Origin of the sequence: Chryseobacterium sp. CH25, from assembly GCF_004119455.1 — a bacterium.
Taxonomy (GTDB): Bacteria; Bacteroidota; Bacteroidia; order Flavobacteriales; family Weeksellaceae; genus Chryseobacterium.
The window spans coordinates 194,149-206,931 of the sequence record NZ_NRQT01000003.1 but is presented as its reverse complement, the minus strand read 5'-3'; the positions used below and the strand labels follow the sequence as shown (position 1 = coordinate 206,931).

15 protein-coding genes are annotated in these 12,783 nt (G+C 35.6%); 2 read left to right on the top strand and 13 right to left on the bottom strand.

The features are described from left to right. Positions 1–279 precede the first annotated feature (279 nt). The 13 genes from BOQ64_RS09110 to BOQ64_RS09055 form a co-directional block, all read right to left on the bottom strand. The gene (locus BOQ64_RS09110) at positions 280–930 is read right to left on the bottom strand and encodes a glycosyltransferase family 2 protein (protein ID WP_129057803.1); all 651 of its coding nucleotides are present in this window, start codon (positions 928–930) and stop codon (positions 280–282) included. A gap of 1 nt (position 931) precedes the next feature. Further along, complete coding sequence (locus BOQ64_RS09105; RefSeq protein WP_129057802.1) at positions 932–1,828, bottom strand: glycosyltransferase family 2 protein; 897 nt, start codon at positions 1,826–1,828, stop codon at positions 932–934. Continuing rightward, positions 1,829–2,929, bottom strand: a complete 1,101-nt coding sequence (locus BOQ64_RS09100) for a DegT/DnrJ/EryC1/StrS family aminotransferase (RefSeq protein ID WP_129057801.1) — start codon at positions 2,927–2,929, stop codon at positions 1,829–1,831. Then, complete coding sequence (locus BOQ64_RS23800) at positions 2,913–3,041, bottom strand: acyltransferase (RefSeq protein WP_262708751.1); 129 nt, start codon at positions 3,039–3,041, stop codon at positions 2,913–2,915. Before BOQ64_RS23800 ends, BOQ64_RS09100 begins: the two co-directional genes overlap by 17 nt. A 5-nt stretch (positions 3,042–3,046) precedes the next feature. Beyond that, positions 3,047–3,382, bottom strand: coding sequence for a hypothetical protein (locus BOQ64_RS09095; RefSeq protein WP_228448282.1), 336 nt, complete (start codon positions 3,380–3,382; stop codon positions 3,047–3,049). Beyond that, positions 3,379–3,777, bottom strand: coding sequence for a sugar 3,4-ketoisomerase (locus tag BOQ64_RS09090; protein ID WP_129057800.1), 399 nt, complete (start codon positions 3,775–3,777; stop codon positions 3,379–3,381). Before BOQ64_RS09090 ends, BOQ64_RS09095 begins: the two co-directional genes overlap by 4 nt. Positions 3,778–3,799: 22 nt before the next feature. Next, on the bottom strand, positions 3,800–4,777 hold the full coding sequence (locus BOQ64_RS09085; protein WP_129057799.1) for a hypothetical protein: 978 nt from the start codon (positions 4,775–4,777) through the stop codon (positions 3,800–3,802). A gap of 33 nt (positions 4,778–4,810) precedes the next feature. Then, positions 4,811–6,061 carry a polysaccharide ABC transporter ATP-binding protein gene (locus BOQ64_RS09080; protein ID WP_129057798.1) on the bottom strand — a complete coding sequence of 417 codons (1,251 nt, stop codon included), beginning with the start codon at positions 6,059–6,061 and terminating at the stop codon, positions 4,811–4,813. A gap of 38 nt (positions 6,062–6,099) precedes the next feature. Then, positions 6,100–6,948 (bottom strand): ABC transporter permease, encoded by an 849-nt coding sequence (locus BOQ64_RS09075; RefSeq protein ID WP_129057797.1) that lies wholly within the window; start codon positions 6,946–6,948, stop codon positions 6,100–6,102. A 173-nt stretch (positions 6,949–7,121) separates the two neighbouring features. Next, positions 7,122–7,985 carry a glucose-1-phosphate thymidylyltransferase RfbA gene (gene rfbA / locus BOQ64_RS09070; RefSeq protein ID WP_129057796.1) on the bottom strand — a complete coding sequence of 288 codons (864 nt, stop codon included), beginning with the start codon at positions 7,983–7,985 and terminating at the stop codon, positions 7,122–7,124. Between the two features lie 9 nt (positions 7,986–7,994). Next, positions 7,995–8,444 carry a hypothetical protein gene (locus BOQ64_RS09065; protein ID WP_129057795.1) on the bottom strand — a complete coding sequence of 150 codons (450 nt, stop codon included), beginning with the start codon at positions 8,442–8,444 and terminating at the stop codon, positions 7,995–7,997. Positions 8,445–8,448: 4 nt separating this feature from the next. Continuing rightward, positions 8,449–9,528 carry a dTDP-glucose 4,6-dehydratase gene (gene rfbB, locus BOQ64_RS09060; RefSeq protein ID WP_129057794.1) on the bottom strand — a complete coding sequence of 360 codons (1,080 nt, stop codon included), beginning with the start codon at positions 9,526–9,528 and terminating at the stop codon, positions 8,449–8,451. A gap of 4 nt (positions 9,529–9,532) precedes the next feature. Then, positions 9,533–10,846, bottom strand: coding sequence for a UDP-glucose dehydrogenase family protein (locus BOQ64_RS09055; RefSeq protein ID WP_129059690.1), 1,314 nt, complete (start codon positions 10,844–10,846; stop codon positions 9,533–9,535). 215 nt (positions 10,847–11,061) lie between these two features. Here BOQ64_RS09055 and rimP point away from each other — a divergent pair, with 215 nt between their 5' ends. Beyond that, on the top strand, positions 11,062–11,529 hold the full coding sequence (gene rimP, locus BOQ64_RS09050) for a ribosome assembly cofactor RimP (RefSeq protein WP_129057793.1): 468 nt from the start codon (positions 11,062–11,064) through the stop codon (positions 11,527–11,529). A 17-nt stretch (positions 11,530–11,546) separates the two neighbouring features. Next, positions 11,547–12,782, top strand: a complete 1,236-nt coding sequence (gene nusA / locus BOQ64_RS09045; protein ID WP_129057792.1) for a transcription termination factor NusA — start codon at positions 11,547–11,549, stop codon at positions 12,780–12,782. Position 12,783 lies beyond the last annotated feature (1 nt).

The window sequence follows — 12,783 nt, the reverse complement described above, 5'->3', positions numbered from 1 at the left end:
TGAATTATTTGAATCAGATACTCAAATATATGAATTGTATTTCATTTTTGTTGGGGGAATCAGTCTTCTCTTTACTTTCCGGGAACTTCAGCCTTATTACAGACAGGGAAAGTGATGATTACCGTTATCTGTTAAAAAATTTAAAAATTTTATCTACCCAAACATATCTTTTGCTGTTAAGGATATTTTTGAGATGCAGGTTGCTTTCATAGAGTTTCTCAAAACTTCCAAGTTCTTTTGTGAAAAACTCAATGTGTTTTCTGTATACAATATTATGGGTTACCATTTTTTCATGTCTCCATTATTAGAGATCATATCTTTGATCATAGAGTTTTCTTTGATCCTGTAATAGAAACAGACGTGGTTGATTCTGTATACTTTGCCACCGTCTTTAAGGATAGAGATCCAGAATTCCCAGTCTTCTAATCCATAAATAAGGCTTGTATCATAGCCACCTGCTTTCTCCCAGTCTGTTCTTTTAAAAAACGCTGAACAGAAAATAATATTTCTTAGTGCTAAAGTCTGTGTGTTATAATCAGGAAGTATCCATTTTCCGCTTTCCACCCCAAACTTTTCCGCTTCACAGTAAATGACTGTGTAGCCTTTATTAAATTCTTTCTCTGCTAATTCAAGATAGACCGGAGAGATTTTGTCATCGGCATCCAAAGGTAAAATCCATTCTCCTTTTGCAATATCTATCCCTGCATTTCTAGCTGAAGATAACCCACCATTTTCTTTATGAAGATAGTGGAAGCGTGAATCTCTTTCTACCCATTTTCCTGCAAAATCTTCCGTGTTGTCCGGGGAACCGTCATTCACAATAATACATTCCCAATTCTGATAGGTCTGCTGAAGTACAGATTCAAGACATTCATCAAGATAAACAGCCTGATTGTAACAGGGAACGATGATGGAGATTAGAGGATTCATCTTAAATAATTTTCTTTAAAACCTTATATAAAGAAACAGGAAGCTTTTTTCTTACCGCAAAATCAAGCTTTCCTGAATGAAATGGATAATTATGATATGCTTCAATATATTCCTCAGGAAGTGGTGTGCCTGATTGGTAGAATTTCTGAGTGATATAATTGATACTTCCTCTTGCTGCTCCTTTTTTATCAAACATCATCTGCAGCAAAGCTGCTTCCATTTCAATTCTGTCTGCTTTAACTTTGGAAATATTATCAGTATGCAATCTGTAATAAGCCAGTTTTTCAGGGATATAAGCTATTAAATATTTTTGGCTTACTTTCAGCCAACGGTAATAGTCTTCTATAATAAACTGTGCATCATATTTACCGGTTTCCCTTACTACATCAGTTCTCAGCAATACCGTTAACGCAGCAATTCTATTACCTTTTAAAAGTTCTTCCCTGAAAATATAAGGATCGATGTTGCCTAATGCATCATAATCTGCAATATCTTCAGTAATCTGACTGTCATTGTTGATAGCATGGGTGTGGGAAAAAGACATTCCGTATTCCGGGCCTGATTTTTCAAGAGCAGCTACTGATTTTTCAATGGATTCCGGATGTAGAAAATCGTCTGCTGCAATGATTTTTATATATTTTCCTTTAGCCAGATCCATACACTCATTGAGCATGGTTGGCAAACCTGTATTTTTAGTGTGAAAGTTTTTTTCTGCAGGGTAGTTATTTTCTTTCAGCCACTGCTCAAAAACTTCTACAGAGTGATCCGGAGAAGCATCATCACCTACAATTAACTGAATGTTTTTGTAAGTCTGATTTTTTATACTGTCCAGATTCTCTTTAATAAACTGTGATTGATTATAGGAAACTACGACAACTGTTACTAAGGGCTGGTCCATTTAAAATTCGTTTACAGTTTTAATAATTGTCTGTACTTCCTCTTCATCTAAAACAGAGGAAATCGGAAGACTCAAAACTTCTGCATGAATTTTTTCACTTATAGGGAAAGACAGATCATTCCACTCTTTATAGGCTTCTTGCTTATGAGGCGGAATAGGGTAGTGGATAATGGTTTGTATTCCGTGTTCAGTAAGATAAGTCTGAAGCTCATCTCTTCTGTTTGTTCTGATTACAAAAACATGCCATACGTGTTCATTTTCGTCTTCAGGATATTCAGGAAGAATGATATCAGGATGAGTGATCTCATTGATGAATTTTTTGGCAATGATTCTTCTGGCATTGTTTTCATCATCAATATACTTAAGCTTGATGTCTAAAACCGCAGATTGCAGCTCATCAAGTCTGGAATTCAATCCCTGATAAATATTGACATATTTTTGATTGGAACCATAATTAGCCAGTGCTCTGATCGCTTTGGCAAGTTCGTCATCATTAGTAGTCACAGCACCTGCATCTCCTAATGCTCCCAGGTTTTTTCCGGGATAGAAACTGAATCCTGCGGCATCTCCTAGGTTTCCGGATTTGATATTATTCCATTCTGCTCCAATAGCCTGAGCATTGTCCTCAATAATTTTTAAATGATGTTTCTGAGCAATCTCTTTAAGCTGATCTGAGAACACAATTCTTCCCTGAAGGTGAACAATAAGAATACCTTTTGTTTTGGGAGTGATTTTTTCTTCAATTTTAGCAATGTCAATATTGTAAGTATTGATTTCAGGTTCTACCAGTACAGGAACTAATCCGTTATCAGAAACAGCCAGTATAGAAGCGATATAGGTATTGGAAGGTACAAGAATTTCATCTCCTGCTTTCATGATTCCTAATTCTATGTAAGCACGAAGAATCAGACGCAAAGCATCAAGTCCGTTAGCCACTCCAATGGCATGTTTTGTTCCTATATATTGAGCTAAATTAGTTTCAAAACCTTTGGTTTTTTCTCCTAAAAGATACCATCCGGATCTGAAGGTCTGCAATAGAGTATCTTCTATTTCCTGTTGATATTTGAGATTAACTTTTTGTAAATCAAGAAACTTTATCATTGTTATTATTCTTTAAAAATTTTGCAGGGTTTCCTACCCATATTTCATTATCGGGAACATTTTTAGTTACCACGCTTCCTGCTCCGATGAGTGCATTCTCACCAATGGTGATTCCCGCTAAAATAGTAGCATTGGCACCAATGGATGCTCCTTTTTTACCAGTGTTTTTACCAGCTTGAAATCTTTGTTTTTAGATTTTGGAAAAAGATCGTTGGTGAAAGTTACATTAGGCCCTATGAATACATTATCTTCAAGGTCTACACCATCCCAAATCTGAACGCCCGGTTTTACAGTAACATTATCTCCAATGGTAACATCATTTTCTATAAGTACCTGGCAGTTGATATTACATCCACTTCCTATTCTAGCACCCTTTAAAATGACACAGAACTGCCATACGAAAGTTCCTTCACCTATGTTTTGAGACTGTACGTCTGCTAAAGGATGTATCATTTTCTGTAGTTTTTAAAATCTTCAAAATCTCTGAAATAATCATCTTCGTCATAATGTTCGGAAGCGAGACATAAAAGGACTGCATTGTGACTGAACTTAATATCTCTCCAGATTAATTCCGGAATATAAAGCCCCTTGGAAGGAGAGTCTAAAACGAATGTAGCTTCATTACCATCCAAATCCTGGGTGTTGAATTCTATTGTTCCCGAAACTGCAAAAATAACCTGCTGCAGCTTCTTGTGCGCATGCCCTCCACGGATTACATCTTGAGGTGTAAAATAAGTCCAGTAAACTCTGTTAATGGAAAAAGGAACATTTTTCTGAGCTTCAGCTACGGTAATGTATCCCAGTTCCGGAGATCCGATCTTTAAAAAATCTATAATATGCGGAGTCATAATCATTTAATTTATATATCTGTTAGGACTCGTTTTTAGTCCCTTCAATTCCATACGAATTTTGTACTTTCTTTCCATCTTCATCTAAAGAATACAGAAGTACTTTCTTATCTTCTTTTACTACACTTACTTCAAAAGGTACAATATTGGCCACATCAATATGCTCTGGAAGTCCGAGTTGAAGGGTATATCCTTCGATAAATTTTTCATTTAATTCATCAACACTGATGTTGATGGTTGGGTTGAATGTTTCCACAGAAACTCTGTTTAAGGTTGTTCCTACCAGTTTGGTCTGTAGAGGGCTCATCCCTTTTCTGAAGAGTTTGTGCTGCAATGCATATCGGAACACGTTTTCTTCCAATGTGATTGGGTTATGATAAGGTATTTTTTCTAAAACCTTCAACAGATGCTTGGTGTTGTATATCGTTCCGTCCACCGAAAAAGGATAAGACCAGTGTGTGATATTTTTATCAGCATAATAATCCCATTCATAATGATTGTTCTTTTTCTGAATATAATCAGGAAATCCTTCAATATTATCACCTACATACATTCTGTAGGATGAATTTTCAGGATCTTTTTTAAATTCAGAAAGAATATCTTCATCCAGAAAAACATCCTTGTAAAAAACACCGTCATCTGTATTGAACATGATCAGTTCATGTTTAGTTTCTCTCAGTAAACCCTGAAGCAGGCCTTTAAAGTTATCGCCCTGTTTATTCCTCAGGTTTTTCTCCAAAAAGAACTTTAAATTTTTTCTGTTGGTTAATGTTTTTAAAAAAGCAGAATCAAACCATATTTCTTTTCTTTCTTCAAAACGGATATTGGGATAGTCTTTATACTTTTCAATTAATTTTTTATAACCCAAATGATGATTGCCCGTGGTATGAAATAAAATAACGGTCTCATAATCATCTATTTTGATTTTTTTTAAAATAGTACTCAGCAGATAATCTACCTGCATAGCGCGGTTATATGAAAAGATAATATTTAAAAGCATTATTAATTATTTTGAATGATGAATACTGAAAAGTTATAACTTTTTGATTTCCGAAACAATAGCAGGAGAAATTACCCCCGGAGATTTTTTGATATCACCGAACTGATTTCTGATTCCATTAATCTCAAAACCAAAAGATTGTGTTTTGAATGCAATCTCAGAGCGGTTCATTCCCCAGAACATATCAAAATAATAAGAATCTTCATTAAGCATATTCGCAGGAATATCAAAACTTATAGAATAGGTTCCCGGTTCTCCATTTTCACTGATCATGAAACCATTACTCATCACAATTACTTCATGTGAATTTTTGATATAAAAAGAAAGATCTACAGTAGCATTTTGAATTGTGCTTGTAAAATCTACCTTTATTCTGATCCCGGAATTGATATTCAGTACATTTCCCTGGATAGGTGTTGCAGAATAAGACCGAACTTTAATTCTTTCATTACCAATTTCAAAATGATCTCTTGAAGCTTCGTAATGAGAGATATAAGAATTCTTACGCTGATATTCGATAATACATTTATCTTTGTCGCCCTGCATTACTACAGAACCTTTGTCTAATAAGATAGCACTGTTGCAGAGTTCATTAATAGCAGCCATATTGTGGCTCACAAAAAGAACGGTTCTTCCCTGTCCTTTTGTAACATCGCCCATTTTTCCAAGACATTTTTTCTGAAACTCAGAATCTCCTACTGCCAGTACTTCATCTACAATCAGGATTTCAGATTCCAGGTGAGCGGCTACGGCAAATGCAAGACGAACGTACATTCCCGAAGAATATCTTTTTACCGGAGTATCAATATATCTTTCAACTCCTGAAAAGTCTACAATTTCGTCAAATTTTCTGGTAATTTCCTTTCTGGTCATTCCAAGAATGGCCCCGTTAAGATATACATTCTCACGACCCGTCATTTCAGGATGGAATCCAGTTCCTACTTCCAGCAATGATGCAATTCTTCCCTGAGTATAAATTTTTCCGGTAGTCGGTTTGGTTACCTTGCTTAAAAGTTTAAGTAAAGTAGATTTACCGGCACCGTTTCTTCCTATAATTCCTACGGCATCTCCCTGTTCAATCTCGAAATTGATATCACGGAGGGACCAGACATATTCAGAATCTCCTTTTGTGGTTCTGTCATTGGTTTCTCCAATTTTTAAGTAAGGATCTTCTTTTCCTCTTACTTTATGCCAGAACCTGTTAAGGTCATGGGAGAGGGTTCCCGTACCCACCTGTCCCAGGCGGTATTGTTTTGATATATTTTCTGCTTTTAAAGCCAGCATGTTCTGATTGATTTTAAGTTAAAGATAGCAGTTAAATCTTATACGGTATCCATAAAGGTTTTTTCAACCTTATTAAAAATAAGTATTCCCAATAAAAAGAGAATAAGAATAAGAACCGTACTGATTCCCAACATTAGCGGTGAAAAATCACCTACTCCGAGCCAGGCATATTTAAAACATTCAAAAATCCCGGTGAGTGGATTATAATATGCTAACTTTTTGAATCCTCCCGGAAGTGAAGACACAGGATAGATTACCGGAGTTGCATACATATATAAACTGACACCAAATCCCAGTAACATACTCAAATCTTTATATTTTGTAGTAAGAGCAGAAAATATCATTCCTACTCCCAGCGCAAAAAATGCCATCAGTACAATAAGAAAAGGAGTGGCAAGAATCCATATATTAGGCTGTATCTTTCCCTGGCTTAAATAATAAGCCCATGCAATGATAAATAAAAGGAACTGCACACCGAAGCGCATCAGGTTGGATATCACAATCGAAAGCGGTGTTACCAGCCTTGGAAAATATACTTTCCCGAAAATGGTGGAATTTCCTACAAATGTATTGGAAGTTGCCAGTAATGACGCAGAAAAGTAATTCCACAGAGTTACTCCTGCAAGATAAAATAAAATAGGGGGAGCTCCATCTGTTGGAAGCTTTGCAATAGCCCCAAACACAACCAGATATACAATTGTTGTTAAAATCGGGTTAATAAAAAACCAGATCGGGCCTAAAATAGTTTGCTTGAAGCTTGATATAAAATCCCTTTTTACAAACATGTAAACAAGATCCTTATACCGCCAGACTTCCTTGAGTTTTAAATCAAATAAAGAATGATTCGCTTCAATGGTTTCTGTCCACTTTTGCTGTGGTTCATTCATCTGTGTAAGTTTTTGCAAATTTATAATAATTAATTCTTACCGGATTTCTTAGTCTGTAAATTATTGCTTACATAAATCTAAAAAAATAACAACTAATATATTGATATTTGTTATTACGGACAAAAACTATTGACTATAAAGCCAATAGTTTGTAAGGTTTATAAATGATATGGTTATTGACCAACAAGTTGCTTTAAATACTTGCCATAGCCACTTTTACCATATTTTGCTGCTGTTTCCAGTAATTTTTCTTCGTTGATGAATTTATTTCTGAAGGCAATCTCCTCAATACATCCGATTTTGAAGCCCTGTCTTTTCTCAATAACACTTACAAATTCTGAAGCATCATGAAGAGAATCAAAAGTTCCTGTATCCAGCCATGCTGTACCTCTGTCCAGAACTCCCACTTCAAGTTTTTCATTCTTCAGATAAACATTGTTCACATCAGTGATTTCCAGTTCTCCTCGGGCAGACGGCTGTATATTTTTAGCGATTTCCACTACATTGTTGTCATAAAAATAAAGGCCCGGTACTGCATAATTTGATTTAGGTTTTAAAGGTTTCTCTTCAATAGAAACAGCTTTGAAGTTGTCATCAAATTCTACAACGCCATATCTTTCAGGATCTGCAACGTGATAAGCAAAAACAACACCTCCATCAGGATTGGTTTTGTTTTTTAATAAAGTACCCATTTCAGAACCATAAAAGATATTATCCCCTAAAACAAGTGCTGCAGGATCGTTACCTATAAACTTATCACCCAGAATAAAAGCTTGTGCAAGGCCGTCCGGACTTGGCTGTACAACATATTCTATATTACATCCGATCTGAGAACCGTCGCCTAATAATTTAATGAACCCAGCCTGGTCATGTGGGGTTGTAATAATCAGGATATCCTTAATTCCGGCTAAAAGCAAGGTGGATAACGGGTAATAGATCATTGGTTTATCATAAACAGGCATCAGCTGCTTGCTTACGGCAATGGTTAGAGGGTAAAGTCTTGTACCGGATCCTCCGGCTAATATTATTCCTTTCATCTTTTCTTATTATTTGATATTCTCTATTGCATAGTCCATCTGATTTTTAATATTTAAATCAATAGCAGGAGTCATTAAAAGTACAGAATTGTTTCCTGATAACTGGCCGCCAATATTTTTATGCAGCTTTATAAGGTTTTTTAAGTTTTCTTCTGATATAAATGAGAATGAACTATATAATGAAATTTTAAAATCATCAAAATTGAAGTTTTTGATGATTGTCTGAACTTGTTCTTTGGTTAATTTTTGTTTGGGTGGGTCTACACTGTAATCGAACATTTTGAGTTCCAGGTATTCCCTGGCATAATTGTTCAATGCCTCTTTGTAATAAGATACTTCTATAAATTCGTCTATCAATCGTTGTTTAGACAAATTAGACATTGCAGGTGGAGAGGGAAGTTCCTGAGCTGCAACAAAAGAAGAGAATACTACAAAAAGAAACGAAACAATATACCTCATTATCTTAGTTGTACTGGTTTTCGTAATATTTCTGATAATCTCCACTGGTTACATTTTCCAGCCATTCTTTGTTTTCAAGATACCAGTCGATCGTTTTTCCTAACCCCTCTTCAAAGGTTACAGACGGTTTCCAGCCTAGATCTTTATTCAATTTATTGGCATCAATAGCATAACGCTTATCGTGGCCTGGTCTGTCTTTTACAAACGTAATAAGTTTATCAGAGTAGCCTTCAGGTCTTTCCAGTTTAGCATCCATCTGCTTGATGAGTTCTTTTACCAGATCAATATTCTGCCATTCGTTGAATCCGCCAATATTGTAAGTTTCACCAGTTTTGGCTTCATTAAATATCTGGTGAATAGCTCTTGCATGATCAATTACATACAGCCAGTCTCTGGTATACTTTCCGTCTCCGTAAATAGGTAAAGGTCTCTCATTAATAATATTGGAGATACAAAGCGGAATTAATTTTTCCGGAAAGTGGTTTGGCCCGTAATTATTAGAACAGTTAGATACGATAAATGGCATTCCATAAGTATTTCCATAAGCTCTTACCAGGTGGTCTGAGGCTGCTTTGGATGCAGAGTATGGAGATTGTGGATCATAAGAAGTGGTTTCAAGGAAGAATCCTGTTTCTCCTAAACTTCCGTATACTTCATCTGTAGAAACATGATAGAACAGATTGGTTCTTTTTTCATCCGGGAATCTGCCATGGGTGTGATCCGGATTTAAGGTCCAGAACTCCTTACAAAGATTAAGGAGATTGGCTGTTCCGTTTACGTTTGTATTGATGAAAGCCATCGGGTCAGTAATACTTCTGTCAACATGGCTTTCTGCAGCTAAATGTACAACTGCATCCGGATTATATTTTTCAAATATCTTTCTTAGCTCTTCAGGCTTTGTTATGTCTGCTTTTTCGAAAACATAATTAGGCTCATTTTCAATGTCCTTAAGGTTTTCTAAATTTCCGGCATAAGTAAGAGCGTCAAGGTTGATGATCGTACTGTTCGGATTATTTTTTACAAATTCTCTTACAACATGAGATCCAATAAATCCTGCACCTCCCGTAATAATAATATTTTTCATTTCTTTATTTTGTAATTGTCTTTCTACCTATACTTTTATAATGAAATCCTTTTTGTTGTGGGATTTCAAGCGGGTACATATTCCTTCCGTCAAAAATAACCTTATTTTTCATTTTCTTAGCCATAAGGTCAAAATTAGGATTCTTGAATTCCGGCCATTCTGTAGCAATAAATAAAGCATCTACATCTTCCAGTGCATCATACATTCCTTTAGCATATTGAATTTTGTCTCCCAGAAGTCTTTGAACATTAGTTTCGGCTACAGCATCATAAGCTACAATTGTTGCGCCTTTTTCTAATAAAAGAGCAATATTGTCTAAAGAAGATGCTTCTCTGATATCATCTGTATTGGCTTTGAAGGCAAGTCCCCACATAGCGATCTTTTTACCTTCAATACTTCCGCCAAAGTATTTTTCAATTTCAGAAACAAGAATTATTTTTTGTGAAGTATTTACGCTCTCTGTAGCTTCGAGAATCTGAAAGTTAAAATTCTCCTGTTTTCCTGATTTTATAAGTGCTTTTACATCCTTAGGAAAACAGCTTCCGCCGTATCCGATTCCAGGGAAAAGGAATCTGTGTCCAATTCTGTCATCACTACCCATTCCTAATCTTACCTTATCCACATCAGCACCTACTTTTTCACAGTAGTTGGCAATTTCATTCATAAAGGTAATCTTTACAGCAAGAAATGAATTGGCAGCATATTTAGTAAGTTCAGATGATTTCTCATCCATGAAAATAATAGGAATACCTGTATTGGTAAATGGCTGGTAAATGGTAGCCATAATATCTTTAGCTCTTTCAGAACTTGCTCCTACAACTACTCTGGCAGGATTCATAGAATCTTCAACAGCAAAGCCTTCCCTCAAAAATTCAGGATTGGAAACAACATCAAAAGGAATATCTGTTTTAGAAGCTATGGTTTCTCTTACTCTGTCTGCAGTACCAACAGGAACCGTACTTTTATTAACAACAACCTTATACTCAGTCATCATTTCTCCGATGTCATTCGCAACCTTTAATACATAAGAAAGATCTGCAGAACCATCCTCACCTGGTGGGGTAGGTAATGCCAGATAGATTACTTCACTTTTGTCTAAAGCTTCTTTTAAATTGGTAGTGAAAAATAATCTTTCAGATTGAATGTTTCTAAGGAACATTTCTTCAAGGTTCGGCTCATAGATGGGAACAATGCCGTTTTTCATACCTTCTACCTTTTTTTCATCAATATCAACACAGTATACTGAATTGCCAAGCTCTGCAAGAGTAGTTCCTGTAACTAACCCCACATAACCTGTTCCTACAATCGTTATATTCAAAATGTTTGTTTTTAAAATTCAAAGACAAAAATAATAAAAATACCTTCATATGCCTGTTTAATTTAATGTAAATGAATTTTGTTCTATTTGCTTGATAATAAGATAATTTTGCATTTTTGGAAAAAAAGCGTATATTTGCAATGGATTTACGGAAAAAATGGGAAGGCTTCGCAAGAAAGCCTTTTTTCGTACTGTAAATCAAGATAAAAGAATGTATGGAGTTTAAAAAAAGAATTGAAGAATTATTAAATGAATTCCTTGAGACCAGAAATGATCTTTTCCTTATTGATCTGAAGATTTCTGCAGGGGATGATATTACAGTGATTTTAGATGGTGATAACGGAGTTTCTCTTCAGGACTGCCTGGATGCAAGCCGTGCTATAGAATTCAATATGGATCGTGAAGAGCATGACTTCAGCCTTCAGGTGATGTCGGCAGGATTAAGCGAACCATTAGTAACACCAAGACAGTTCAATAAAAACATAGGAAGAGAGATTGAAGTGATGCTGGAAGATTCTTCAAAAATAGAAGGGGAATTATCAAAAGTAGACGAAGAAAAGATCACTCTTGTTTTGCGTTACCGTAAACCGAAGGATATCGGAAAAGGAAAGGTTGATGTGGAAGAGGAAAAAGAAATTCCTTACACAGATATCAAAAAGGCATTAGTAGTAATTAAATTTTAAAAAAGAAAAAAGAATAGATGGATAATATAGCGTTGATTGAATCCTTTGGTGATTTTAAAGACGAAAAAGGGATCAGTAAGATTGATCTTATGGCAATTATTGAAGATTCACTGAAGACACTTTTGAGAAAAAGATTCGATTCAGATGATCACTTTGATGTGATTGTAAACCCGGATAAAGGAGATTTTCAGATATTTTTAAATAAAACAATTGTAGAGGACGAAATGTCTGAAGACGACGATTTGGAAATTGAAATTTCTGAAGCGAAGAAGATTGATCCTACCTTTGAAGTAGGTGAAGACTTTACAATGGAAATTCCTGTTGCGCAGTTGGGAAGAAGAAATATTCTTACCCTGAAGCAGATCCTGGCTACAAAACTTCAGGAGCATAATAATGCAATGCTGTACGAACAGTTTAGAGATAAAATTGGTGAAATCGTTGTTGGAGAAATCCACCACATTCGTCACAAACACGTAATTTTGTTAGATGACGAAGGAAACGAATTCATTTTACCAAAAGAAAACCAGATCCCATCCGATTTCTTTAAAAAGGGTGAGAATATCAGAGCTATTGTTGAAACAGTAGATTTTAAAGGTTCAAAACCGCAGATTATTATTTCCAGAACTGCACCTAAATTCCTAGAGAAATTATTAGAGCTGGAAATTCCTGAAATCCAGGACGGAACCATTATCCTTAAAAAGGTAGTGAGAATCCCAGGAGAAAAGGCGAAGATTGCAGTAGATGCTTATGATGACAGAATTGATCCTGTAGGAGCTTGTGTGGGTGTGAAAGGATCTAGAATTCATGGGGTAGTAAGAGAGTTGAAAAATGAAAACATCGATGTTATTCAGTGGTCTAAAAACCCTGAGATTTTGGTGAAAAGAGCTTTAGGAAATGTTACCATCAATAAAATTGACATCAACGAGGATGCTAGCTACGCGTTAGTATATACTCCTGTTGAAGAGATTTCTAAAGTAATTGGAAAACAAGGGCAAAATATCAGACTGGCTTCTTGGTTGTCAGGATATGAGATTGATGTTTACAGAGAGTCCAGCGAGGATGACGATGTTGAATTGAGAGAATTTAATGACGATATCGAGCAGTGGATTTTGGATGAGTTTAAGAAAGTAGGACTTACAACTGCAAAATCAGTATTGGATAAAGAAACTGAGAGTCTTTTAAATATGGTAGACCTTGAAGAAGAAACTATTGAAGAGGTTAAACGTATTCTAAGAGAGGAATTTGAAGATTAAG

Excerpts from the sequence above, each read along its gene's own strand:
- BOQ64_RS09080 (WP_129057798.1), bottom strand. The coding sequence starts at position 6,061 with ATGCTGGCTTTAAAAGCAGAAAATATATCAAAACAATACCGCCTGGGA.
- BOQ64_RS09100 (WP_129057801.1), bottom strand. The coding sequence starts at position 2,929 with ATGATAAAGTTTCTTGATTTACAAAAAGTTAATCTCAAATATCAACAG.
- BOQ64_RS09065 (WP_129057795.1), bottom strand. The coding sequence starts at position 8,444 with ATGAGGTATATTGTTTCGTTTCTTTTTGTAGTATTCTCTTCTTTTGTT.
- BOQ64_RS09110 (WP_129057803.1), bottom strand. The coding sequence starts at position 930 with ATGAATCCTCTAATCTCCATCATCGTTCCCTGTTACAATCAGGCTGTT.
- BOQ64_RS09075 (WP_129057797.1), bottom strand. The coding sequence starts at position 6,948 with ATGAATGAACCACAGCAAAAGTGGACAGAAACCATTGAAGCGAATCAT.
- rfbB (WP_129057794.1), bottom strand. The coding sequence starts at position 9,528 with ATGAAAAATATTATTATTACGGGAGGTGCAGGATTTATTGGATCTCAT.
- rfbA (WP_129057796.1), bottom strand. The coding sequence starts at position 7,985 with ATGAAAGGAATAATATTAGCCGGAGGATCCGGTACAAGACTTTACCCT.
- BOQ64_RS09095 (WP_228448282.1), bottom strand. The coding sequence starts at position 3,382 with ATGATACATCCTTTAGCAGACGTACAGTCTCAAAACATAGGTGAAGGA.
- rimP (WP_129057793.1), top strand. The coding sequence starts at position 11,062 with ATGGAGTTTAAAAAAAGAATTGAAGAATTATTAAATGAATTCCTTGAG.
- BOQ64_RS09090 (WP_129057800.1), bottom strand. The coding sequence starts at position 3,777 with ATGACTCCGCATATTATAGATTTTTTAAAGATCGGATCTCCGGAACTG.
- BOQ64_RS09085 (WP_129057799.1), bottom strand. The coding sequence starts at position 4,777 with ATGCTTTTAAATATTATCTTTTCATATAACCGCGCTATGCAGGTAGAT.
- nusA (WP_129057792.1), top strand. The coding sequence starts at position 11,547 with ATGGATAATATAGCGTTGATTGAATCCTTTGGTGATTTTAAAGACGAA.
- BOQ64_RS09105 (WP_129057802.1), bottom strand. The coding sequence starts at position 1,828 with ATGGACCAGCCCTTAGTAACAGTTGTCGTAGTTTCCTATAATCAATCA.